The sequence below is a fragment of the Caulobacter sp. GW821-FHT10A10 genome (genome assembly GCF_059415745.1).
Genome location: NZ_JBWKNV010000003.1, coordinates 168,624 through 191,210, shown reverse-complemented (window position 1 = coordinate 191,210; position 22,587 = coordinate 168,624). Strand labels below are relative to the sequence as shown.

The 22,587-nt window shown below is 70.1% G+C and carries 22 protein-coding genes; 15 read left to right on the top strand and 7 right to left on the bottom strand.

What is annotated here, in order from left to right; genetic code table 11:
- Positions 1-9: 9 nt before the first annotated feature.
- The 8 genes from AC07NS_RS10215 to AC07NS_RS10180 all read left to right on the top strand — a co-directional run bounded on the left by AC07NS_RS10215 (position 10) and on the right by AC07NS_RS10180 (position 10,565).
- Entirely contained in the window at positions 10-429 is a 420-nt protein-coding gene (locus tag AC07NS_RS10215; protein ID WP_494602996.1) for a hypothetical protein, read from the top strand.
- 130 nt (positions 430-559) lie between these two features.
- Positions 560-2,179 (top strand): adenylate/guanylate cyclase domain-containing protein, encoded by a 1,620-nt coding sequence (locus AC07NS_RS10210; protein WP_494602995.1) that lies wholly within the window; start codon positions 560-562, stop codon positions 2,177-2,179.
- A 305-nt stretch (positions 2,180-2,484) separates the two neighbouring features.
- Positions 2,485-3,762 (top strand): RICIN domain-containing protein, encoded by a 1,278-nt coding sequence (locus AC07NS_RS10205; protein WP_494602994.1) that lies wholly within the window; start codon positions 2,485-2,487, stop codon positions 3,760-3,762.
- 329 nt (positions 3,763-4,091) lie between these two features.
- Positions 4,092-6,593, top strand: a complete 2,502-nt coding sequence (locus AC07NS_RS10200; RefSeq protein ID WP_494602993.1) for a zinc-dependent metalloprotease — start codon at positions 4,092-4,094, stop codon at positions 6,591-6,593.
- Between the two features lie 50 nt (positions 6,594-6,643).
- On the top strand, positions 6,644-8,425 hold the full coding sequence (locus tag AC07NS_RS10195; RefSeq protein ID WP_494602992.1) for a CIA30 family protein: 1,782 nt from the start codon (positions 6,644-6,646) through the stop codon (positions 8,423-8,425).
- Between the two features lie 216 nt (positions 8,426-8,641).
- The gene (locus AC07NS_RS10190) at positions 8,642-9,517 is read left to right on the top strand and encodes a pentapeptide repeat-containing protein (RefSeq protein WP_494602991.1); all 876 of its coding nucleotides are present in this window, start codon (positions 8,642-8,644) and stop codon (positions 9,515-9,517) included.
- Positions 9,518-9,745: 228 nt separating this feature from the next.
- A complete protein-coding gene (locus tag AC07NS_RS10185; protein ID WP_494602990.1) occupies positions 9,746-10,195 on the top strand; it encodes a MarR family winged helix-turn-helix transcriptional regulator in 450 nt (149 codons plus the stop codon).
- Between the two features lie 100 nt (positions 10,196-10,295).
- The gene (locus tag AC07NS_RS10180; RefSeq protein ID WP_494602989.1) at positions 10,296-10,565 is read left to right on the top strand and encodes a hypothetical protein; all 270 of its coding nucleotides are present in this window, start codon (positions 10,296-10,298) and stop codon (positions 10,563-10,565) included.
- A gap of 15 nt (positions 10,566-10,580) precedes the next feature.
- Here AC07NS_RS10180 and arfB read toward each other — a convergent pair whose 3' ends face one another.
- The 7 genes from arfB to AC07NS_RS10145 all read right to left on the bottom strand — a co-directional run bounded on the left by arfB (position 10,581) and on the right by AC07NS_RS10145 (position 15,435).
- Positions 10,581-11,003 (bottom strand): alternative ribosome rescue aminoacyl-tRNA hydrolase ArfB, encoded by a 423-nt coding sequence (gene arfB / locus AC07NS_RS10175; RefSeq protein WP_494602988.1) that lies wholly within the window; start codon positions 11,001-11,003, stop codon positions 10,581-10,583.
- The gene (locus tag AC07NS_RS10170; RefSeq protein WP_494602987.1) at positions 11,000-11,458 is read right to left on the bottom strand and encodes a YaiI/YqxD family protein; all 459 of its coding nucleotides are present in this window, start codon (positions 11,456-11,458) and stop codon (positions 11,000-11,002) included. Before AC07NS_RS10170 ends, arfB begins: the two co-directional genes overlap by 4 nt.
- Before the next feature lie 29 nt (positions 11,459-11,487).
- Complete coding sequence (locus tag AC07NS_RS10165) at positions 11,488-11,886, bottom strand: NUDIX hydrolase (protein ID WP_494602986.1); 399 nt, start codon at positions 11,884-11,886, stop codon at positions 11,488-11,490.
- 34 nt (positions 11,887-11,920) lie between these two features.
- On the bottom strand, positions 11,921-13,015 hold the full coding sequence (locus AC07NS_RS10160) for a serine hydrolase domain-containing protein (protein ID WP_494602985.1): 1,095 nt from the start codon (positions 13,013-13,015) through the stop codon (positions 11,921-11,923).
- Between the two features lie 32 nt (positions 13,016-13,047).
- A complete protein-coding gene (locus tag AC07NS_RS10155; RefSeq protein WP_494602984.1) occupies positions 13,048-13,905 on the bottom strand; it encodes a helix-turn-helix domain-containing protein in 858 nt (285 codons plus the stop codon).
- A 1-nt stretch (position 13,906) separates the two neighbouring features.
- Entirely contained in the window at positions 13,907-14,908 is a 1,002-nt protein-coding gene (gene hemB, locus AC07NS_RS10150) for a porphobilinogen synthase (RefSeq protein WP_494602983.1), read from the bottom strand.
- A gap of 89 nt (positions 14,909-14,997) precedes the next feature.
- Positions 14,998-15,435, bottom strand: a complete 438-nt coding sequence (locus AC07NS_RS10145) for a DUF2147 domain-containing protein (protein WP_494602982.1) — start codon at positions 15,433-15,435, stop codon at positions 14,998-15,000.
- Positions 15,436-15,641: 206 nt separating this feature from the next.
- Here AC07NS_RS10145 and AC07NS_RS10140 point away from each other — a divergent pair, with 206 nt between their 5' ends.
- The 7 genes from AC07NS_RS10140 (at position 15,642) to AC07NS_RS10110 (ending at position 22,459) form a co-directional block, all read left to right on the top strand.
- Positions 15,642-16,781 carry an isobutyryl-CoA dehydrogenase gene (locus AC07NS_RS10140; RefSeq protein WP_494602981.1) on the top strand — a complete coding sequence of 380 codons (1,140 nt, stop codon included), beginning with the start codon at positions 15,642-15,644 and terminating at the stop codon, positions 16,779-16,781.
- An 81-nt stretch (positions 16,782-16,862) separates the two neighbouring features.
- Positions 16,863-17,468, top strand: coding sequence for a histidine phosphatase family protein (locus AC07NS_RS10135; RefSeq protein ID WP_494602980.1), 606 nt, complete (start codon positions 16,863-16,865; stop codon positions 17,466-17,468).
- 8 nt (positions 17,469-17,476) lie between these two features.
- Positions 17,477-18,535, top strand: coding sequence for an enoyl-CoA hydratase/isomerase family protein (locus AC07NS_RS10130; protein WP_494602979.1), 1,059 nt, complete (start codon positions 17,477-17,479; stop codon positions 18,533-18,535).
- 97 nt (positions 18,536-18,632) lie between these two features.
- Entirely contained in the window at positions 18,633-19,439 is an 807-nt protein-coding gene (locus tag AC07NS_RS10125) for a class I SAM-dependent methyltransferase (RefSeq protein ID WP_494602978.1), read from the top strand.
- A 17-nt stretch (positions 19,440-19,456) separates the two neighbouring features.
- Complete coding sequence (gene mmsB / locus AC07NS_RS10120) at positions 19,457-20,410, top strand: 3-hydroxyisobutyrate dehydrogenase (protein WP_494603469.1); 954 nt, start codon at positions 19,457-19,459, stop codon at positions 20,408-20,410.
- Between the two features lie 168 nt (positions 20,411-20,578).
- Positions 20,579-21,805, top strand: a complete 1,227-nt coding sequence (gene hemA, locus AC07NS_RS10115; protein ID WP_494602977.1) for a 5-aminolevulinate synthase — start codon at positions 20,579-20,581, stop codon at positions 21,803-21,805.
- Between the two features lie 9 nt (positions 21,806-21,814).
- Entirely contained in the window at positions 21,815-22,459 is a 645-nt protein-coding gene (locus AC07NS_RS10110; RefSeq protein ID WP_494602976.1) for a hypothetical protein, read from the top strand.
- The last annotated feature ends 128 nt before the right edge of the window (positions 22,460-22,587 follow it).

Genomic DNA, 22,587 nt, shown 5'->3' with positions numbered 1-22,587 from the left:
AATTTTTCTATGCAAGGCAGCACTGTGACCGGGCCCGAGCCCGATAAGATCGTCGAAGTCATCGTCGGTCTCAATCCCGACAATCTGAGCTTCATGGACGTCGGGCCCAACCCGCCCGAACTCCTGGACCTGGACCTTTCGGAGCGCTGCCTCCTGAAGTTCCGCCTCAGCGACGACCTGTTGGAAAAGGGCTGGCGCTTCCAGCCGACGCCGATCTCGTTCGAGAACGACTGGGGCCAGAACTTCTCCAGCTACACCTGGACCAAGTACAATCCTGATCCGAACGCGGAGGGCATTCCCTACGCCGCGTTCAAGGTGGTCTTCGAAGCCAAGCGTCAGGGCATCTTCGTCTACAGCCTGTTCATGCTCGACGCGCTGGGCCAGGCCATCGACCTGGATCCGCTGATCGAAAACGGCACCGGCAACTGATCTGTCCGACCTGACGTCATTCGACGAGCTCGCCGCGCTGCTTCGGCGCGGCGAGCATCTTCAGGCCTATGATCTGGCGCGGCGGTCGCTGGACGACGGCGACCGCTCGCTGGTCCTGGCGCATGCCGCCGTGCTGTCGCTGGCCAGGGCCGGGGCGACCGACTTCGCCCGATCCGAATATGTGCGGCTAGGCTTGGCCGCTTCCCAAGACGCCGAAGCGCTTGCGCTCGGCGCACGACTTCTCAAGGACGTGGCGCTGGGCGCCGCCGGGGCGCGCCGCAGGGCCTTCGCCCGCGCTTCCGCCCGAGGCTACTCCGCCGCCGCCGCCCAGGGCGGGGGGCGCTATGGCCTCGTCAACGCCGCCACCATGAGCCTCGTCGCTGGCGACGCGCGCCTGTCCACCCAACTTGCCGCCCTGGCCCTGGAGCACGCCGGTGAGGCGGGGGAGGGCGAGGCCGGCTATTTCGACCGCGCCAGCCGGGCCGAGGCGCTGTTCCTGCTCGGCAAGCGCGAGGCCGCCGCCGACATGCTGGCCAAGGCCGTGGCCTGTGCGCCGGCCAGCGTCTCGTCCCACGCCTCCACCCTGCGGCAGCTGACCATGATCGCCGCCGAGACCGGCGGGCCGACCGCCTGGCTGGAGATCCTGCGCCCGCCCGCCGCCGCCCAGTTCACCGGCCACATGTTCGCCGCCCGCGATCCCGCCGAGGAGGCGGGGCTGAAGGCCCGCATGGCGCAGGTTCTGAGCGCCGAGCGTATCGGCTTCGGCTATGGCGGCCTCGCCGCCGGGGCCGACATCCTGTGGGCCGAGGCCCTGCTGGAGGCCGGGGCCGAACTGCACGTCGTCGCGCCGGTGTCGCTGGCCTCTTATGTGGAGACCTCGGTGCGTCCGTTCGGCGAGCGCTGGGTGGAGCGATTCGACGCCTGCCTGGCCCGCGCCGCCTCGGTGCGTTTTGCGTCCCGTGATCCTTACGCCGGCGACGACGAGGTCTTCGCCTACGCCAGCCGCTTCGCCGCCGGCTGCGCCATTCTGCGGGCCGAGGGCCTGTCGACCCGGGCCGTGCAGCTCGCGGTCTGGGACGGACGTCCGGCCGTCGGCCCCGCCGGGGCCGCCGCCGACGTCGCCTACTGGCGCGAGACCGGCCGGCCACAGGCGATCCTGCCCTTCGAGCGTCCCGAATCCGACGTCGGCGGCGCCGTAACCGCAGGGGGCGCCGACGGCCGTGGGGTCAAGGCCATGCTGTTCATCGACGTGCGCGGCTTTGGCGCGCTGCGCGACGACCAGGTGCCGGCCTTCTTCGAGGTGGTGATGGCCGGCATGGCCGAGGCGATCGGCGGCCTCGCCGCGCCGCCGGAGCATGTCGAGACCTGGGGCGACGGCGTCTTCCTGGTGTTCGGCCAGCCGTCCGACGCCGCCGAGGCGGCGCTTTGCCTGCTTGAGGCCCACCGCCGGCTGAACCTGCGCGCCCGGGGTCTGCCCCGTCACCTGGGCCTGCGCATCGGCGGCCACTACGGACCGGTGCACCTGCGGGTGAATCCGATCACCGGCGCCCAGGCTGTGGTCGGCGCCCACGTGGTGGTCGCGGCCCGAATCGAGCCGGACGTCGCCCCCGGCGCGGTCTATGTCAGCGAGGCGATGGCGGGCGCTTTGGCCACCAGCCACGCCGACAGATTCCGCTGCGGCTACGTGGGCAGAACCAAGCTGCGTAAGAGCTTTCCGCCGCTCTCGATCTTCAATCTTTCGCGCCGCTGAGCGCGAAGCTTCGGCCCTGTGACAAATTGCACAGCTGCCTAGCGGCGGTTGAGACATCGTGTCGCAGATCACGGACGGCCGGGCCAAAAGCCTCCAGAGCGGACGTCTCGCGATCGAAGGGACCCGGAGCCGTCCCGCCATGACGGCTCCGGGTTTTCCAGGCCATTGGCGCGCGAGACAGTCTTGGGGGGCTTCTCGCATGCGGGGCGGGGGTCGCTTGCGGCGCGCCGTGAGCGACCCATCGCCGACTCCAGTGCGGAGACGAGGGGTTTGCGACAGGTTCAGGACCAGACGCGGGGGCGGGGATGACCGGCCTGCTGCTTTTCGCGGGCGACGCCAGCGGACGGTCGGGCGCTGTCGGTTCCCTGTTCGACCTGGGCCTCGCCGACTGGCGTGACGTCGCCGCCCTCGGCCGTGTGGCCGCCGACACCCGCGCGGCCCTGAAGGCCTCGCGCCAGCGCCGTGACATCGTGGGTTTCCTGGGAGAAGTGGTCGGCCCCGCGCTGGAGCCGCGCCGCGGCGCCGAGCGCATCGAGCCGGGCGACCTGTCGGCCGAGGGCCAGCGCCTGTTCGACGCCTGGACCGAGCTCGACGCCATGCTGGAAGGGCAGGGGCTAGACCTGCAGCTGGGCATGGCGGCCTTCGCCCGCGACCTCGTCTCCTACGGCCGGGACGTCGCGCCGCTGTCCTATCGCAAGCTGCTAGGCCAGGAGCGCGAGGCCGCGCTGGACGCCCTGCGCCTGCAGGTGCGCATGCGCGCCGACCGCGCCACGGCGCTCGCCGCCCGCATGCGCGACTTCGCCACCCGCGCCGGGGCCTTCGCCGCCCTGTTCGCCGCCTTCGAGCGCGATCCGGCCGTGCGCATCTCGCTACGCGAGGCTCCCGAACTCTGCCTGGCCTATGACGACGACGGCCAGGCCCATCTGGAGCCCGTGAAGGGCGGCGCGGCCCGCCAGTTCTGGCGCCTGCGTCACGACGCGGCCTCCGACTCCCATCGCCTGCAATCGGCGGCCGAGCCGGCGCTGCACCTGCACATCGCGCCCGACGACAAGCTGTGGACCCTGGCCAACGCCTCGACGCCGTTCGGCTTCCCGCTGGTCAGCGAGGGGCCGCGCCCGCGCGTCGGGCCGCTGGACGGCCTGCCGCAGCGCGCCGATCTCTTCCTGATCCCGCCGCGCCAGGGCGCCTGCATCGAGAACGTCGCCTTTCCCAGCCACGCGCTTGACGTCGGCGGCGAGGGCGGTGTGCAGGCCGGGGCGGCGCTGCGGCTGTGGGAGAAGACCGGCCTGCCGTCGCAGCAATGGGCCTTTACGCCTACGCCGCGCTCGCGCCGCGAGACCGGCCTCTACGACCTGATCGCCTCGGCGGCGGAGCTGGCCCGCACGGTGGCCGGCGTTCGCGGCCTGCGGGGCGACTGGAACGCCGTGCTCGACGACCTGGAAGCCGGCCTCGACGCGCCCGCGACCGCTGAAGCCGACATCGACGGCGTGCTGGCGGCCTGGCGGCGCATGGCCGATCAGGCCGAGGCGGCGCTGGGCGAGTTCGAAGCCGAGACCCGCGCCTTCGACGCGGCCTGCCCATGAGGTCGATCTCTCCTCCGGAAGCGGGCCGTTCGACGATTACGCCGAGCCAGGAGCGAGGGGCGGAGCGCCCCGACCGCGCCGAAGCCGTCTTCGCGCCCCGCCGTGGGTCCCCGCTGGATCGCTGCCGTCAGGCCAGCGAACTGGTCGCCCGCGCCCTGGCCCGGGAAATCCACTAGCTCACGCTCAAAAAGTGGCTTGCCTGCATGCCGGCCGGGCGAAACCGTCCGGCCCGGGGCGTCCAGGAGGGCGGCGTCGCGATTCCGCGAGCCGCGACGCGACGGCGTGCTAACCGGCAAGCATCGTCAGGCTGGGCGGAAACGGAGCAGGGCATGAGAAAATCGGGTTTCGGCGGCGCCTCGTGGCGCGTCCTGGCTTTGGCGGGCGCGATGGCCGGCCTGTCCCTGTCGCCCGCGCTGGCGCTCGCTCCCGCTGTCGAGGCTGCACGTCCCGCCGCCGCGCCGGGCCTGCTGCCGGTGAAGACCGACGCGGCCAAGGGCGTCGTGCTGGTCACCCTGCCGGCGCCCGACGCGGACGGCGTCTCGGGCCGCTTCCTCTATCAGCCCAGCCTCAGCGGCGGCCTCGGCGCGACGCCGGTGGGCCTGGACCGCGCGGCGACCGGCGACACCCAGGTGCTGGTCTTCCGCCGCGTCGGCAAGCGGGTCCTGGCCGAGTTCGAGAACTTCGGCTTCCGCGCTGTCGACGGCAGCGCCGAAGAGCGGCGGACGGTCCGCGACAGCTTCCCGGGCTCGGTGGTGTGGTCGGGCGAGGTGGCCGAGGAAGCCGCCGGTGGCGGCTTCAGCGTCGACATCGCCGGCTTCCTGCTGCGCGACGCCTTCAACATTCCCGGCGCGATGAAGGACGCCAAGCAGGGCGGCTTCAAGCCCGCCCCGACCCTCAGCTATGTCGATCTGGCCCATGTCGGCGTCTTCCCCGACAATCTGGAGTTCGACACCCGCCAGACCTTCACCGCCGACGACGCGGGCGGCGAGGTCGTCGGCATCGTGCCCGACGCCCGCTCGGTGACCTTCGGCGTCCATCACAGCTTCATCCGCCTGCCGGGGCCGGGCTTTACGCCGCGTGTCTTCGATCCGCGCACCGGCACCTCGGCCCAGGTGCTGTTCGCCGACTACGCCGCCCCGCTGGACAAGCCGACCGTGCAGCGGCTGGTGCGACGCTTCCGGCTGGAGAAGACCGATCCGACGGCCGCCCGGTCGCCGGTCAAGAAGCCGATCGTGTTCTACATCGACCGCGGCGCGCCCGAGCCGGTGCGCAGCGCCCTGGTCGAGGGCGGACGCTGTTGGAACCAGGCCTTCGAGGCGGCCGGCTATGTCGACGCCTTCCGCGTCGAGCCGCTGCCCGAGGGCGTCGACCCGATGGACGCCCGCTACAACGTGGTCAACTGGATCCACCGCCAGACGCGCGGCTGGTCGACCGGAACGACGGTGGTCGATCCGCGCACCGGCGAGATCGTGCGCGGCGTCGTCCAACTGGGCTCGCTGCGCATCCGCCAGGACCGGATGATCTTCGAAGGCCTCGTGGGCGCCGACAAGACGGGGACGGGCGGGCCGGACGATCCGATCCAGATCGCCCTGTCGCGCATCCGCCAACTGTCGGCCCACGAGATCGGCCACGCCATCGGCCTGTCGCACAATTTCGCCGGCAGCGTGTACGGCCGCGCCTCGGTGATGGACTACCCCGCGCCGCTGGTGAAGGTCGACGGCGACCGGCTGGATCTCTCCGAAGCCTATGCGAAGGGCGTCGGGGCCTGGGACGCCTTCGCCATCGACTGGCTCTACTCCGAAGGAGCGCCCGGGAGCGACGAGGCCAAGCGTCTGGACGCCCTGGCGCGCGAGGCCCAGGCCAAGGGCTATCGCTACGTCTCCGACGCCGACGCCCGAGGGGCGTCGGCCGCCCAGCCCTACGGCTCGCTGTGGGACAACGGCGCCGATCCGGTCGTCGAGTTGGACAACGTGCTGGCCGTGCGCCGCATCGCCCTGTCGCGTTTTGGCCTGAACAGCGTGCCGGCCGGCGCGCCCGTCGCCGACCTGCGCCGCGCGCTTGTGCCGATCTATCTCTTCCATCGCTATCAGGTGGATGCGGCGGTGAAGTTCGTCGGCGGCGTCGACTACGGCTATGCGGTGGTCGGCGACGGCAAGGAAGCCGCGCCCGCCACCCCGGCCGCCGACCAGCGCCGGGCGCTTGCGGCCCTGGTGCGCACCCTGGACCCGGCCGTGCTCGACCTGCCCGACCCGCTGATCTCGCTGCTGTCGCAGGGCCAGTCGGGCTCGCGCGACAAGGCCTACGACATCGAGATCTTCCCGACCTCGGGGGCTGCGGTGTTCGACCTGCCGACGGCGACCGAGACCGCCGCCGACCACACCCTGTCGCAACTGCTCAATCCGGCGCGTCTCAACCGCCTGGTCGAGCAGAACCGGCGCGATCCGGGCCAGCTGGACGTCGCCGAGACGGTCGAGACCCTGCTGGCGGCGGTCGCCCCCGGCGGTCCCCAGGCTAGCGGGCGCACGGGCGAGCTTCGCCGCCGGGTGCGGGCGCGGCTGGTCGGCGACCTGGTCGCGGTGCTCGACGACAAGGCCCTGTCGCCCACCGCGGCCGCCCAGATCGACGCGGCCCTGCTGGCCTACGCCAAGCGCCTGGGCGCCTGGAAAGGCGAGGGGGCCGAGGCGGCCCAGGTGGCGCGGATCTGGCGCCTGCTGACCTCGGGAGACCGCAAGGCCCTGGCCGCCCCACGCGCCGGCGCGGTCGAAACCCTGCCGCCCGGCATGCCGATCGGCGCCGACGACTGCTGGTTTTGCGAAGCTGGTTCGTCATGAGGTGTGAGCGTCCCTGAGGGGACCCCGACCCGCACGAGGAACGCCCGTCCATGACCTTGCCCCGCATCCTGCTCGGAGGGCTCGCCGCCGCCGCGCTCTCGACGTCCCTGGCGGTCGCCCAGACCAGGCCGCTGGCCGTCGTCAACGCCGAGATCTTCGACGCCACGGGCGCGGCGCCCTATCACGGGACGCTAGTGGTCAAGGACGGCCGCATCGTCGCCGTCGGCGCGGGGGTCAAGGCGCCCAAGGGCGCGACCGTCATCGACGCCAAGGGCGCGGCCCTGCTGCCGGGCTTCTTCGACGTCCACACCCACTGGACCCCGAACGGCATTCCCAGTCTCGTGCCGAAGATCGCCGACGCCTATGTCGCCGCCGGGGTGACCACGGTGAACGACTTCCACCAGCAGCCGGAATCCTTCGCGCCGCGCCGCCAGTGGCTGGGGACCCTGACCGCGCCGCACGTCAACTTCGTCGCCCGCATCAGCACGCCCGGCGGCCACGGCGCCGATTGGGCCGACCAGGCCACCACCCGCTGGGTCGACACCCCCGAAAGCGCCAAGGCGGCGGTGGACGCCATCGCCCCCTACAAGCCCGACGCCATCAAGGCCTTCACCGACGGCTGGCGCTACGGCTCGGCGCCCGACAACACCAGCATGGACGCCTGGACCCTGAAGGCCCTGACCGACGAGGCCCACAAGTACGGCCTGAAGGTCCTGACCCACACCGTCACGGTCGAGCGCGGCATGGTCGCGGCCAAGAACGGCGTCGACGTCATCGCCCACAGCCTGCAGGACGAGCCGATCGACGTGGCGACCGTGGCGGCGATCAAGGCCTCGGGCATGGCCTACGCCCCGACCCTGGCCGTCTACGAGCCGGTCAAGCCGGGCGCCAAGCCGCCGGCGGATCCCGACAGCCCGCGCGCGCGCCAGGCCCGCGCCAAGTTCGGCTACGCGCTGTCCAACGCCAAGACCCTCTACGACGCCGGCGTGCAACTGGCGCTCGGCACCGACGCCGGCATGACCGGCACGCCGCACGGCTCGTCCAGCCAGCGCGAACTGGAACTGCTGGTCCAGGCCGGCCTGACCCCGGCCCAGGCCCTGACCGTCGGCACGGCCGGCAGCGCCAAGGCCATGAACCTGATCGCGGATCGCGGCACGCTGGAGGCCGGCAAGCGCGCCGACTTCGTGCTGCTCGGCGGCAAGCCTTGGGAGACGATCGCCGACGTCTACAAGGTCGAGCGGGTGTTCATCGACGGCCAGGCCGCCTTCGGCCCCGGCTTGGCGCGCTCGCCCGCCAACGACCGCATGACGCCGCCGGCCGTGAAGGCGACCGCCCTGATCGACGACTTCGAGCGCGCCGACGGCCGCACCAGCCTCGACACCCTGCGCCTGGACGATTTCGACGGCGGCCGAGACCGCAGCCTCGAGGTCTCGCAGGTCATCGAGCGCGAGGGCGGCGGCAAGGTGCTGAGCGTCGGCGCCCGCATGGCGACCAAGGACGACGCCTCGGCCGGCGTGCTGCTGCCGCTCACCCGAGGTTCGATGACGCCGGTGGACGCCAGCGCGTTCAAGGGCCTGTCGCTGTCCCTGCGCGGCGACGGCGGGACCTATGTGGTGGGCTTCAACACCGCCGGCGGCCGCTGGCAGGCCAAGGTCAAGGCCGGTCCGCAATGGACCAAGGTGACGCTGCCGTTCTCGGCCTTCACGCCGGCCTCCACCAAGGCCGAGAAGAAGGCCTGGACCGGAACCGACCTCTTCGAGGTGGGCGTGGAGGGCGAGCGCCCGGCCGGCGCCAAGCTGTGGTTCGAACTGGACGACGTGACCTTCTACTGAGGTCCGTTTCGCAGGTCTCTCCGAGGTCCGTCAGGCGGATTTCGGGGGCGTGGCGGTTTGACGCGGCGAGCGCTTGTCTCCCCAATGGAACAAGCGTTCGGCGGGCGACGGGGATGACGAATCCCCGTCATTACCGCGATTTAAGTGGTCTTGCGGCGGTCGGCGGCTCAAACCGTAACCAGCAAGGTCGCTTATTGGACCGCACGGAGACCGCCGATGGCCCGCATGGGCATGACACTCGCCGCCGCCCTGGTCATGGGTCTGACGACCCTGGCCGGACAGGCCCAGGCCAAGGCCTCGATCGAGGACAAGGACGTGGCGCGCCTGGTGTCGCTCGGTGGCATGTGCGTCAGCTGCGATCTGGCCGGTCGCAAGATGACCGGCGCCAAGTTCACCGGCGCCAACTTCGCCAAGGCCAACCTGATCGGCGCCGACCTGCGCGGCGCGGTGTTCTTCGGCTCCAACTTCCAGTCCGCCGATCTGACGCGCGCGGACCTGCGCGGGGCCGAGATGCGCGGCGCCAACTTCCAGAACGCCAACTTCTCCGGGGCCCGCCTGTCGGGCGTGGAATCCAGCGCCGCCAACTTCCAGAACGCCAACCTGGCCCGCGCCGACCTGACCTCGGCCGAACTGCACGGCGCCAATCTGGAGGCCGCCAGCCTGATCGACGCGCGCCTGGCCAATTCCGAGATGCATGGCAGCAACCTGGTCTCGGTCAACGCCCGCGGCGCCGACTTCAGCAACGCCGAGATCAATGGCTCCAACCTCACCGGCGGCCGTTTCGACCGCGCCCAGTTCCGCAACGCCTCGCTGACGGCTTCCAACCTGCGCGGCGGCAGCTTCACGGGCGCCGACTTCAAGGGCGCGGACTTCTCGGGCGTGCGCCTGTTCGGCGTCGATCTCAGCGGCGCCAAGGGCCTGACCCAGGATCAGCTCGACGAGGCCTGCGGCGACACCGCCACGCGCTTGCCGCCGGGCCTGTCGATCAAGGCCTGCGGACGTAGCCGTTCGCGGATCTCGATCATCCAGGGCATGCCCGCCCCGCCGGCGCCGCCCGCGCCTCCGGCCCCGCCCGTCTATCCCAAGCACTGACCGCCCCAAGCACTGACCGCCAAGCGGTTCCGCTAACATCATCCGGAACGCGGTTCTCACGGCCGCGTTTGCTAAGATGGTGAACGCTGCGTTGGCTAGGGACCTCGCGGCGATTGCGCAACAGCAGAGGTTGTGAGATCAAGACGCACGGCGCGGGGGGACACCATGCCACAGCATGACCTGAGGGAGGGGCAATCCATGCCCCTGCCCAGCTATTTGAGCTATTTGATGTATCAGACCGAGCAGCATCGGCGCGCCTTGGCGGCCGACCATGTTGCGAGTCACGGTCTGTCGTTTCCGAAATGGGTGGCGATGCTGTCGCTGGCCCGCTTCGGCGAGTGTTCGATGACGCGGCTGGCCAAGCTTTCGGCGGCCGACCGCACCACGCTCACCCGCTCGATCGACGGTTTGATCCGCGACGGCCTGGTCGAACGCGGCGGCGCCCCGAACGACCGCCGCAAGGTGGTGGTGCGCCTGACCGAGACCGGCGCGGCGCTGCTGGAGCAGATCCGCAGCGAGCTCGCGCCCCTGCACCAGGAAGCCTGTTCGGAGCTGAGCGCCGACGAGCAGTCGGCCCTGGCCTTCTATCTGAAGAAGATGCTGGGCGGCCTGATCCCGGAACCCGACTGGAAGGACGAGATCCTCTCGTTCGGCCCGCCGATCCCGTCGATGGCCTGACGGCTCCCGATCATGTCTGGAGCGCAATCTCCGATTAAGTGATTGCGCTCCATGGTGGAGCTCTCCGGCCGCTAGGGGCCGCGAAGGGGAGGTCTATCACATGACGGTCGAACAGGTTTTCGAGCACATCCGATCCTACGCCGAAAGCAGCATCGGCTTCGACGTGCAGGCCGGCGGCAGCACCTATCGCATGATGGCTTGGAACACGATGATCCAGGACGGCGGCCCGGAGTCGGGTGACATCGTCCTGGCCAATCTCGCCGGGACCATCGAGGGCGGCCAGCTCACCCAACTGAACCAGGGCGACGCCGCCTTCTTCGTCCAGCAGCAGGCCGACGGGACCCGTCTGGGCGTGGGCGTCAACGACTAGGCGACTTCGGCGCGGTCAGTCGTCGTGACGAACGCGGCCGCGCATCGACTTCACGCCTGACCGCTTGGTCTTGCTCTCCAGCCGCTTGAGCTTGCTGGAATAGGTCGGCTTGGTCGGCCGTCTCGGCTTCGGTTTCTCGGTGGCGCGACGGATCAGCTCGACCAGGCGCTCGCGGGCGTCCTGGCGGTTCAGCTCCTGCGAGCGATGGCCCTGGGCGAACAGCACCAGCACGCCCTCCTGGGTCATGCGGCTGCCGCCCAGCGCCGTCAGCCGGGCCTTGATCTCGTCGGTCAGGGTCGGGGAGTTGGCGACGTCGAAGCGCAGCTCGATCGCCGTCGAGGTCTTGTTGACGTGCTGGCCGCCGGTGCCCGAGGCGCGGGCGGCGCGCTCGACCAGTTCGTCCTCGTCGATGCGCAGCCAGGAGGTGATCTCGATCATCGCGGGACCACGCGGCGGGCCTTGACCACGGCCTGGTCGAGCGCCTGGAGGAACTTGCTGCGGTCCTGCGGGCCGAAGGCCTTGGGGCCGTTGGTGACCTCGCCCATCGAGCGCAGGTGCTCGCCGATAGAGCGGCTGGCCAGGGCCGAGCCGATCATGTCGTTGGTGAACACCCGGCCGTTGGGCGCGATGGCCGCGCCGCCGGCCTTGAGCACCCGGTCGGCCAGGGGGATGTCGTTGGTCACCACCACGTCGCCGGGACCGGCGCGCTCGGCGATCCAGTCGTCGGCGACGTCGGGGCCGGCGTCGACCACGATTTGCTCGATGGCGGGGGTGGCGGGAACGCGGATCCAGCTGTTGGAGACGACATAGGTCTTCAGACCGTTGCGGGCCGCGACCTTGTAGGTCTCGTCCTTCACGGGGCAGGCGTCGGCGTCGATGTAGATCGTCGTCATGGCCGCCCTATAGCACGGGTTGTGCGGTGTCAGGCCAGGGCCAGCAGGGCGGGGATCACTTCGTCCTTCAGCAGCGGCGCCAGGGGCAGACCGGCGGGCGGGGCGGCGGGATCGATCCAGGCTAGCTCCTCGATCTCGGCCCGGGCGGCGATGTCGCCCTTCACGGTGGCGAGATAGGTCGCCGACTGCACCGTGAAGCCCGCCTCGTTGGCGGCCGGAGCCGAGAAGCGGCCAAGCAAGGTCGCCGAGACCAGCCGACAGCCCAGTTCCTCGTCGAGTTCCCGGGCCAGGGCCGTCAGGTCGTCCTCGCCGGGATCGCGCTTGCCGCCCGGCTTCATGAAGATCGCCGTGCCGCGCTTGCGCACCAGCAGCATGGCGCCGGCCTCGTCGCGGATCACGGCGGTGACGATGTCGAGGACCTTGGTCATGGCCCCAGCATAGCCGCTTCGAAGATTCGGCACCTCAGGGCTGGGCGGCCGCCAGCACGTGCTCGGCCAGCAGTTTTTCGCTGATCGCATGCGGCTGGCGGACGTCGAAATTGACCGTGGTGACCACCGCCACCAGGTCGAGATCGGGCACGATGGCGACCTTGTTGCCGCCCGAACCGCTCATCAGCCAGGTCTTGTGGCCGGCGCCATCGGGGCCCTTGAGGGTCTGCAGCCAGATCAGATAGCCGTAGTCGACATCCGGCCGGACGTTGGCGTGCGGCGCAGTGGCGGCGGCCACGAACGAGGCCGGCAGCACCTGCTTGCCGTCCCACTTGCCGCCGTTGAGATAGAGCTGGCCCAGCTTCAGCAGGTCGCGGCTGCGCAGGCCAAGGCCGCCGCCGCCCTGGGCCAGGCCCAGGGGCGAGATCTGCCAGCGCTCGCCCTCGATCCCCAGCGGCCCGAACAGCGCCTCGTGGGCGAAGACCGGCAGGGGCTTGCCGACCGCGCCCTGCACCACGGCGCCCAGCGTCGTCACCCCGGCCGTGCAGTAGGAGAACGCCCGGCCGTAGGGCGAGGCCTCGGGCTTGGGCGCCCACTCGGGAAAGCCGCGCACCGGCAGGTCGAGATAGAAACCGACCCAGTCTTCGATCAGATACATCCGCTCCTCGTTGCCGCGCGAGAACTGGTTCTCGTCGTCACATTCGGCAATCGAGCTCATGGTCATCAGGTCCTCGACCGTGACCTTGTCCTTGCGTGGATCGGGATTGGCGGCCGGCGGGCGGCCCTTCAGGTAGGGCCTGATAGGCGCGTCGACGCTTGGAATGGCGCCGCGGGCGATGGCGGCGCCGGCCAGCATGGCGGTGACGGTCTTGGTGGCCGAGCGGGTGTTGCGGCGGGCTTCCGGGCCCTCGTCATCGTAATAGGCTTCGAACACCAGCTTGCCGTTGCGAGCGATCAGCACGCTGGTGATCTTCTGGAACTGGCCGGCCTTGATGGCCGCCGACATGGCCTCTAGCTTTTGCGCCGACATCCCCTCGGCGGCCGGCGTGGCGGTCGCCCAGTCCGGGGCGGCGTGAGCATACGAAAGCGGGGCCAGCGTCAGGGCGGCGGCGAACAGAAAGCGTTTCACGACAAAGCGACTCCGACTTGCACGCCCAAGCTCTAGGCGAGGGCCGGGGCCTCGTCTTGGACGCTTGAAACATATGGCCGCCGCCCGCACAGCCGCGCGAACTCGCCCGGCGTCACGCCATAGGCCAGGCGGAACTGGCGATTGAGATGGCTCTGATCGCAGAAGCCGGCGCTGAGCGCGATCTCGCCGATGGAGACGCGGCCCTGCATCAGAAGGTCGGCCGCCCGTTCCAGCCGCCGGGTCCGCAGGCGCTCGCCCGGCGCGGCGCCCAGCCAGCGGCGATAGCCGCGCGCCAGGTGGACTGGATGCACCCCGGCCACGCGAGCCAGGTCGGCCACGCCGATCGGCTGGTCGAAGGCGTCGGCCAGGAAGGTCTCGGCCAGGGCCAGCCAGGGCGGAGGATGGTCGCTGTCGCGCGCCGGCGCCAGGGCCTCGGCCGCCAGTTCCAGGCTCAGGGCCTCCAGCGACAGGGTTTCGGGATCCGTCGACAGCAGCGAGCGGGTCAGGCGCAGGGCCGCGCGGCGGGCGATCGGCCCCGTCAGCCGCAGGGCGTCGATCGCCGCCCGGCCGTCGGCCAGGCCCCGCCAGTCGCCCGCCCCGAAGCTGACGGCCAGGAAGTAGCCGCCCTCGTCGACGAAGCGGTCGCGATGGATCACGCCCGGCGGATTGTAGACCAGCACCGGACCCTCGGTGGCGGGACCCCAGGCCGTGGTCTCGTAGCGGCCGTGGGTGGCCAGCACGAAGTGGGCGTCGTCGTGGCTGTGCTCGTGCACGTGTTCGGCGCTGGTGGTGGCCGCCAGGTGAGCGAGGCGCACGCCCGGCAGCTGACGCTCGACGGTGGGCGCGCCGTAGAACCGTCCCGGTGCGAAGGCGGTTCTCGGCGCGGTCATCTCAGCCCAGCTTCTCCGCCGCCCAGGGGGCGAAATAGGTAATGATCCCGGCCGCGCCGGCCCGCTTGAAGGCGGCCAGGCTTTCGAGGATGGCGCGCTCCTCGTCGATCCAGCCATTGGCGCCGGCGGCCTTGATCATCGCGTACTCGCCCGACACCTGGAAGGCGTAGGTGGGCATGCGGAACTCATCGACCAGGCGGCGCAGGATGTCCAGGTACGGCAGGCCGGGCTTGACCATGACCATGTCGGCGCCCTCGGCGATGTCGAGCGCGACCTCGCGGATGGCTTCCTCGGTGTTGGAGGGATCCATCTGGTAGGTCTTCTTGTCGCCCTGGCCGGCGCTGAGCTTGGCCGAGCCGATGGCGTCGCGGTAGGGGCCGTAGAACGCCGAGGCGTACTTGGCTGCGTACGACATGATCAGGGTGTCGTGGTGGCCGTGACCCTCCAGCGCCCCGCGCAGGCGGCCGATGCGGCCGTCCATCATGTCCGAAGGGGCCAGGATGTCGGCGCCGGCGGCGGCCTGCATTAGGCCCTGCTCGATCAGGCGCTCGATGGTGGCGTCGTTGAGGATTTTGCCGCCCTCGACCACGCCGTCATGGCCGTGGTCGGTGAAGGGGTCCAGCGCCACGTCGCACATGATGCCGACCTGGGGGGCGGCGTCCTTCATGGCTTTCACAGCGCGGGGGATCACCCCGTCAGGATCGGCGGCGATCGAGCCGGTGGCGTCCTTCCGCGACGGATCGATGTGCGGGAAGATGGCGATGGCGGGGATGCCCAGGTCGCGGGCGCGGACGGCGGCCTTGGCCGCTTCCTTGACGCTCAGCCGCTCGACGCCCGGCATGGAGGCGACCGGAACGGTCCCTTCGCCCTCGTGCACCACCATCGACCAGATCAGGTCGGATGGCCGCACCTCGGTCTCGCGGACGAGGCGGCGGGTCCAGTCGGCCTGACGCAGGCGGCGCAGGCGCGAGGCGGGGTAGGGGGCGAGAGGCGGAACGGTCATGCGAACGGTTTCGCGCGCGTTGTCCCGGGAGGCAAGGCCGGAAGGCCCTTAAGGGACCCGCGCGGCGCCAGCCGCGCGAGAATGCACGACTACTCGGTCTTGTTGACGCTGGCCTGCTGGACGCCGTCGACGCGGGTCCAGACCTGCGACTTGCAGAACAGGCCGCCCAGGACGCAGCCCTTGGCGCGCATGGTGCGGGCGTCGATGAACTCGGCCGTGCCGTTCAGCGTCACCTTCAGCGTCGGAACAAAGACGCGGCCCCGCATGTTGCCGTTGCCGGTGGGCGCGAAGTCGCGCAGCACCTGCTGGCCGACCAGGGTGTCGTAGCCGCTCTTCTTGGCGTCCGCCTCGGCCTTGCGGCTGGCGTAGACGACCCAGCCGCACATGCTCTTGCCGCAGTCGGTGATGTGCAGGCGGATGTTGTCCTTGGGGTTGCGCCACACGCCGAGATTCTCTGCGTGAGCAGGCGCGGACACAAAGGTGAACAGGGCCGCGACCGCGGCCAGAGCGGTAATGAACTTTTGCATGGAACCGAGACGACGCCTCCGACAGCGACGATCTGATACCGAGAGGGTTCCGGATCAAGGGAGGTGCGACGTTTCGCACCCGATTTCGCTGCGGCGCCGCATTCATATTCGCCAACTGAGATATGATTGACACACTCCGCCCGGCGAGGCACGTCAGCGGCCAAGACGATGAGGGCGGATCTGCCCCGCATGGGAGGAAACGGCGCATGGATTTCGCGCTGAACGACGATCAAAGCGCCATTCAGGAGATGGCGTCCAGCTTCGCCGCGGAACGCCTTGCCCCGCATTCGGCCCGGTGGGACGAGCAGAAGCACTTTCCAGTCGACGTGCTGCGCGAGGCGGCCGCGCTGGGTTTCGCCGGCATCTATGTGCAGGACGACCTGGGCGGCAGCGGCCTTTCGCGCCTCGACGCCTCGATCATCTTCGAGGCCCTCAGCTACGGCGACGTGCCGGTCGCGGCCTATCTCACCATCCACAACATGGCCTCGTGGATGATCGACCGCTTCGGCTCCGAGGATCTGCGCCAGCGCTACCTGCCGCGACTGACGACGATGGAGCTGATCGCCAGCTACTGCCTGACCGAGCCGGGCTCGGGTTCCGACGCGGCGGGCATGCGCACCACGGCGCGCCTGGACGGCGACTGCTATGTGCTGAACGGCGGCAAGGCCTTCATCTCGGGCGGTGGGGTGTCGGACGTCTATGTCGTCATGGCCCGCACGGGCGGCGAAAGCCCCAAGGGCGTCTCGGCCTTTGTGGTCGAGAAGGGAACGCCGGGCCTGTCGTTCGGGGCCAACGAGCGCAAGATGGGCTGGAACGCCCAGCCCACCGCCCAGGTCAATTTCGACGATTGCCGCGTGCCGGTCGAGAACCGCATCGGCGGGGAGGGCGAGGGCTTCCGCTTCGCCATGATGGGCCTCGACGGGGGCAGGCTGAACATCGCCTCCTGCTCGCTGGGCGGCGCCCAGTTCGCCCTCGACACCGCCAAGGCCTATCTGGAGACCCGCAATCAGTTCGGCCGTCCGCTGAAGGACTTCCAGGCCCTGCAGTTCAAGTTGGCCGACATGGCCACCGAGCTGGAGGCCGCCCGCCTGATGGTGCGCCGCGCCGCCCATGCGCTCGACAACAAGGACCCGCAGGCCACCAAGCTGTGCGCCATGGCCAAGCGCTTCGCCACCGACGCCGGCTTCCAGGTCGCCAACGACGCCCTGCAACTGCACGGCGGCTACGGCTACCTGCAGGACTATCCGCTGGAGCGCATCGTCCGCGATCTGCGGGTGCACCAGATCCTGGAAGGCACCAACGAGATCATGCGGGTGATCATCGCCCGCGAGATGTTCCGGCAGTAGGCGACTTGTTCGGCGAGGCCGAGCGGGCTAGGCCCGAGCAGGCTTCGTCGCGAGGCCGCAGTTTCAGCGTCGGGACCCGCCATGATCTATCTCTGCCGCCACGGACAGACCGAGTTCAATCGCGAGGCCCGCTTCCAGGGCCAGACCGAGTCCGACCTGACCGTGCTCGGCCGCGCCCAGGCCCGCGCCATGGGCGACCTGCTGGCCGACCTGGTCGCCCGCGAGCCGTCCGACGCCTGGCGCATCGTCGCCAGCCCGCTGCGCCGCGCGCGCGATACGGCCGAGGCCATCGCCGAGCGCACCGGTCTTTCGCTGAGCTTCGACGATCGCCTGCTGGAGATCAGCGTCGGCGAGTGGTCGGGCCGTCTGCGCGAGGACATCCGCCGCGAGAATCCGGAGCTGTTCGCCAGCTACGAATGGGCTTTCCGCGCGCCCGGCGGCGAGACCTTCGAGGACGTCACCGCCCGCGTCGCCGGCTGGCTGGCCGAGCAGGCTCCTGAGGGCGAGCGCCGGCTGATCGTGGTCAGCCACGGCGTCGCCGGCCGGCTGCTGCGCGGCGCCTATGCCGGCCTGTCGCGCGCCGACACCCTGGCCCAGGAGGTGCCGCAGGACGCGGTCTATCGCCTGATGGCCGGCCAGATCGACCGCTTCGACTGCGCGCCCGTCGAAGACCCCGAATTCGCCTGAGATCCCAGATGACCGAAGCCCGCGAAGTTTTCATCAGCGCCAAGAAGAACGTTGGCCGGATCACGCTGAACCGGCCCCAGGCGCTGCACGCCCTGACGCTTTCCATGTGCGAGACGATGATCGAGGCCCTGCTGCAATGGCAGGCCGATCCCGAGATCGACATGGTCATGATCGATCACGCCGGCGAGCGCGGCTTCTGCGCCGGCGGCGACATCCGCATGCTCGCCGAAAGCGGGGCGGGCGACGGCGTCGAGGCGCGGAAGTTCTTCCATACCGAGTACCGGCTGAACCACCTGCTGTTCCACTACGACCGGCCCGTCGTGGCGATCATGGACGGCGTGGTCATGGGCGGCGGCGTCGGGATCTCGATGCCGGCCCACTACCGGATCGCCACCGAGCGCACGACCTTCGCCATGCCCGAGACCGGCATCGGCCTGTTCCCCGACGTCGGTGGCGGCTGGTACCTGCCGCGCCTGCCGGGCAAGGCGGGGCTGTGGCTGGCCCTGACCGGGGCGCGGATCAAGGGCGCGGACTGCATGCGCCTGGGGATCGCCACCCACTTCGTCGAGTTCGGCGCGGTCGAGGGGCTGAAGAAGGCGATCCTGGCCGATCATCGCCGCATCGACGAGACCCTGCGCATGTACCGCGCCGACGCCGGCAAGGCGCCGCTGGTCGGTTTCGAGCAGGACCTCAACCGCCTGTTCGTCGGCGAAAGCGTCGAGGAGATCTTCGAGTTCCTGGAGGCCGACTCCAGCGACTGGGGCAAGGCCCAGCTGGCGGTGCTGAAGACCAAGTCGCCCCAGACCCTGAAGGTCGCTTTCGAGCAGCTGAAGCGCGGCGAGGCCATGACCGACTTCGCCGAGCACATGGCCATGGAGTACCGGATCGGTTCCCGCGTCGTGCGCCGTCACGACTTCATCGAGGGCGTGCGGGCGGTGATCGTCGACAAGGACAACGCCCCCCGCTGGGACCCGCCGACGGTCGATGCGGTGGATGACGGCGATATCCAGGCGCTCTTCGCCCCGCTGCCGGCCGACGAGGAGTGGACGCCCCTGGCCGAGGCCTGACGGCGTTCGGGGGCGAGACATGCCCCAACGGCATTGCCGGTGGCGGTTCGCGTCGCTAGCTTGCCCGCAACTAAGAAGACCCTCCGGAAGGAAGACCATGCGTAAGCCGCTTCTCAGCCTCGTCGCCGCGCTCGCCCTGACCGCCTGCGCCACGACCCCGATGGGACCGGCCGAGCCGCCGCCGCCGCCTCCGGCCGACGCGCCCGTCGCCATTCCGGCCAACATCGTCGCCGCGGTCGAGAACCCGCTGCGTCCCGAGGTCGACAGCAAGCGCGACGCCGATCGCCTGCCGGCCCAGGTGCTGGCCTTCGCCGGCGTGCGCACCGGCGCCAAGGTGGCCGACTTGATCCCGGGCGGCGGCTATTTCACCCGCATCCTGTCGAAGGCCGTCGGGCCGCGCGGTCACGTCTACGCCTATGTGCCCGACGAGCTGACCAAGCTGGCCAAGCGCGAGCCGGCGGTGAACGCCATCGCCGCCGATCCGGCCTACAAGAACGTCTCGGTGATCCTCAACACCCTGCCCAACTTCAACGCACCCGAGAAGCTGGACCTGGTGTTCACCGCCCAGAACTATCACGACATGCACACCCCGCTGATGGGGCCGGCCGACCTGTCGGTGGTCAACCGCAAGATCTTCCAGGCCCTCAAGCCGGGCGGCGTCTATCTGGTGCTCGACCACTCGGCCCAGCCGGGCTCGGGCCTGCGCGACTCCGAGAAGCTGCACCGCATCGATCCCGAGACGGTGAAGGCCGAGGTCACCGCCGCCGGCTTCGTGTTCGAGGGCGAGAGCCGCGTGCTTCGCGACGCCGCCGACAAGCGCAACGTCTCGGTGTTCGACCCGTCGATCCGCGGCAAGACCGACCAGTTCATCTACAAGTTCCGCAAGCCGGCCGGGGCGCGTTAAGCGCCCCCGACATCGGACTGCAACGACAAGGACCGCGCCCACGTAGGCGCGGTTCGCATTTAGGGAGCGTAGCGATGACCAGGATCGCCTTCATCGGCCTGGGCAACATGGGCGGCGGCATGGCCGCCAACCAGGCCAAGGCCGGCCATGCCGTGGCGGCCTTCGACCTGTCGGCCCTGGCGCTGGAGCGCGCGGTCGGCGCGGGCTGCACGGCCGCCGAGTCGGTGGCCGACGCGGTGAAGAACGCCGAGATCGTCATCACCATGCTGCCGGCGGGGCCGCACGTCCGCGCGGTCTATGGCGAGCAGGTGCTGGCCAGCGCTCCGAAATCGGCCCTGCTGATCGACTGCTCCACCATCGACGTCGACAGCGCCCGCGCCGTGGCCCAGCAGGCGAGGGCGGCGGGCTTCCGTTTCGCCGACGCGCCGGTGTCCGGCGGGATCATGGCGGCCGAGGCCGGCAGCCTGGCCTTCATGGTCGGCTGCGACGACGCCGACTTCGCCGCCGTCGAGGCCGCGCTGAAGCCGATGGCGCGGGCGGTGATCCACGCCGGCGGCCACGGGGCGGGGCAGGCGGCCAAGATCTGCAACAACATGCTGCTGGGCGTGTCGATGCTTGGGACCTGCGAGGCCTTCGCCCTGGCCGAGAAGCTCGGTTTGGCCGCCGACCGCTTCTTCGAGATCGCCAGCCAGTCGTCGGGCCAGTGCTGGTCGGTCTCGACCTACTGCCCCGTGCCAGGCGTCGGCCCCGCCACCCCGGCCGACCGCGGCTACGAGGGAGGATTCGCCACGGCGATGATGCTCAAGGACCTGAAGCTGGCCCAGGAAGCGGCCGCCCGGGCCGGGGCCAGCACGCCCATGGGCGCCCAGGCCGAGGCCCTCTACGCCCTGTTCGACGCCAACGGTTTCGGCGGCAAGGACTTCTCGGCCGTGCTGCAACTGTTGCGCGGACGTCTTGCGGAGCTTGCCTGAACAAGGCAGGGTTGAGTTGGCCGCTCATAGAACCAATCGATGCGACACCAAGGCTAATTCCAATTTGTAGGTAGAGGCCCTTAGGTGGACACTACGTCGGCGCGGTGCGAAAAGCCGGGCTAGAAGAACAAGGACCGCCGGGCCTCGGTCCGGGGGGAAGATACGAGCATGGACTACAAAGCCGCGTTCACCGCTGCTGTCTCCCAGATCCGCAACGAAGGCCGCTACCGGGTGTTCGCCGACCTGAAGCGCCATCGCGGCGCCTTCCCGCGCGCGACCTGGACTCGCGCCGACGGCGGCGAGAGCGAAGTCGTGGTCTGGTGCTCGAACGACTATCTCGGCCAGGGCCAGAACCCCGTCGTGCTGGACGCCATGCACCAGGCGATCGACGAGCACGGCTCGGGCTCGGGCGGCACCCGCAACATCTCGGGCACCAACCACCACCACGTGGAGCTGGAAGCCGAGCTTGCCGACCTGCACGGCAAGGAAGCCGCGCTGCTGTTCACCTCGGGCTACGTCTCGAACGAAGCCACGCTCAGCGTCCTGCAGAAGATCCTGCCGGGCCTGATCATCTTCTCCGACGCCCAGAACCACGCCTCGATGATCGCCGGCATCCGCAACGGCGGCGGTCCGCGTCACATCTTCCGCCACAACGACCTGGCTCACCTGGAAGAGCTGCTGGCGGCCGCCCCGGCCGACGCGCCCAAGCTGGTGGCCTTCGAGAGCGTCTATTCGATGGACGGCGACATCGCTGACATCGGCGCCACGGCCGCTCTCGCCAAGAAATACGGCGCCATGACCTATCTGGACGAGGTCCACGCGGTCGGCATGTACGGTCCGCGCGGCGGCGGCGTCGCCGAGCGCGACGGCGTCATGGGCGAGATCGACATCATCGAAGGCACGTTGGGCAAGGCCTTCGGCGTCATGGGCGGCTACATCACCGGCGACGCCGAGGTGATCGACGCCGTGCGCCTGATGGCCTCGGGCTTCATCTTCACCACCTCGCTGCCGCCCGCCCTGACCGCCGGGGCCCTGGCCAGCGTCAAGTGGCTCAAGCAGCACCCCGAAGTGCGCGACGCCCACCAGGAGCGCGCCGCCACCCTGAAGAAGATGTTCCAGGACGCCGGCCTGCCGGTCATGGAAAACGACAGCCACATTGTTCCGGTGCTGGTCGGCGACCCCGTCCACACCAAGCTGATCAGCGACATGCTGCTGGCCGACCACGGCGTCTATGTGCAGCCGATCAACTATCCGACCGTGCCGCGCGGCACCGAGCGCCTGCGCTTCACGCCCACGCCGTTCCACACCGACGACATGATGCGCAAGCTGGTCGGGGCGATGGAAAAGCTATGGGCGCACTGCAACGTCGCCCGCATGGGCGGCCACGCGGCCTAACACCCCGCCTTGGGTTTCGATCTCGGTTACCTGCGCGAACTGGCCGAGGATGCGTTGGAGCATCCCGGCTGGTCGGGGCTGTCCGACTATTTCCGCTTTCGTCACCAGGGTCTGAGGCGCGAGGCGCTGGACGCTCTCGACCTGTTCATGGCCGGGGCCGTGACGTGGCCGCTGGCGCAGCGCGTCGCTCTGGTCGTCTGGATCGGCGAGAAGCGCATGGCCTATCGCGGCCAGCCCGAGGCCGTGCTGCCGGTTCCGCTGTTTCGCCTGCTCGTCCGCCCGACCCTGGAGGAATGGGCGAGCGCCAAGTCCGCCGATCCCTGGCCGCTGGTCTGGCTGGCGCGGCTGTCGAGCGGCGGCTCGACCTGGCACGCGCCGCCGCAGCCCTTCCTGCGCGAGGCGCTGGAGCGCGATCCGCTGTTCGCGCCCGCCCGGCTGGACCTCGTCGCCGCCGTCCTGGCCGACATCGCCTTCCATCAGCACGAACTGCCCGACGCCTATCTCGGCGACGCGCCGACGGACCTCGCGGCCTTGGGCGAAGCGCGGGGCCTGCTGGCCGGGCTCGACGATGACGCCGTGGCGGATCTCGCGCCCCGCATCGCCTGGGCGCGATCGGAAGCGCTGGCCTGGCTGGAGCGGGAAACGGCGGTCTGAGGGGCCGGGCCACATTCGGAGGCCTTGCCCAGTCTACCGAGCATCCCCGCGAAGGCGGGGATCCAAGCCGAGTCCGCGGATAGCCCACGGCCGCACTTCACCCTGAAAGCCCGCTTGGGTCCCCGCCT

Excerpts from the sequence above, each read along its gene's own strand:
- hemA (WP_494602977.1), top strand. The coding sequence starts at position 20,579 with ATGGACTACAAAGCCGCGTTCACCGCTGCTGTCTCCCAGATCCGCAAC.
- AC07NS_RS10195 (WP_494602992.1), top strand. The coding sequence starts at position 6,644 with ATGACCTTGCCCCGCATCCTGCTCGGAGGGCTCGCCGCCGCCGCGCTC.
- hemB (WP_494602983.1), bottom strand. The coding sequence starts at position 14,908 with ATGACCGTTCCGCCTCTCGCCCCCTACCCCGCCTCGCGCCTGCGCCGC.
- AC07NS_RS10185 (WP_494602990.1), top strand. The coding sequence starts at position 9,746 with ATGTATCAGACCGAGCAGCATCGGCGCGCCTTGGCGGCCGACCATGTT.
- AC07NS_RS10140 (WP_494602981.1), top strand. The coding sequence starts at position 15,642 with ATGGATTTCGCGCTGAACGACGATCAAAGCGCCATTCAGGAGATGGCG.
- AC07NS_RS10170 (WP_494602987.1), bottom strand. The coding sequence starts at position 11,458 with ATGACGACGATCTACATCGACGCCGACGCCTGCCCCGTGAAGGACGAG.
- AC07NS_RS10200 (WP_494602993.1), top strand. The coding sequence starts at position 4,092 with ATGAGAAAATCGGGTTTCGGCGGCGCCTCGTGGCGCGTCCTGGCTTTG.
- AC07NS_RS10145 (WP_494602982.1), bottom strand. The coding sequence starts at position 15,435 with ATGCAAAAGTTCATTACCGCTCTGGCCGCGGTCGCGGCCCTGTTCACC.
- AC07NS_RS10190 (WP_494602991.1), top strand. The coding sequence starts at position 8,642 with ATGGCCCGCATGGGCATGACACTCGCCGCCGCCCTGGTCATGGGTCTG.
- AC07NS_RS10165 (WP_494602986.1), bottom strand. The coding sequence starts at position 11,886 with ATGACCAAGGTCCTCGACATCGTCACCGCCGTGATCCGCGACGAGGCC.
- AC07NS_RS10205 (WP_494602994.1), top strand. The coding sequence starts at position 2,485 with ATGACCGGCCTGCTGCTTTTCGCGGGCGACGCCAGCGGACGGTCGGGC.
- AC07NS_RS10180 (WP_494602989.1), top strand. The coding sequence starts at position 10,296 with ATGACGGTCGAACAGGTTTTCGAGCACATCCGATCCTACGCCGAAAGC.
- AC07NS_RS10130 (WP_494602979.1), top strand. The coding sequence starts at position 17,477 with ATGACCGAAGCCCGCGAAGTTTTCATCAGCGCCAAGAAGAACGTTGGC.
- AC07NS_RS10125 (WP_494602978.1), top strand. The coding sequence starts at position 18,633 with ATGCGTAAGCCGCTTCTCAGCCTCGTCGCCGCGCTCGCCCTGACCGCC.
- AC07NS_RS10215 (WP_494602996.1), top strand. The coding sequence starts at position 10 with ATGCAAGGCAGCACTGTGACCGGGCCCGAGCCCGATAAGATCGTCGAA.
- arfB (WP_494602988.1), bottom strand. The coding sequence starts at position 11,003 with ATGATCGAGATCACCTCCTGGCTGCGCATCGACGAGGACGAACTGGTC.
- AC07NS_RS10155 (WP_494602984.1), bottom strand. The coding sequence starts at position 13,905 with ATGACCGCGCCGAGAACCGCCTTCGCACCGGGACGGTTCTACGGCGCG.
- AC07NS_RS10135 (WP_494602980.1), top strand. The coding sequence starts at position 16,863 with ATGATCTATCTCTGCCGCCACGGACAGACCGAGTTCAATCGCGAGGCC.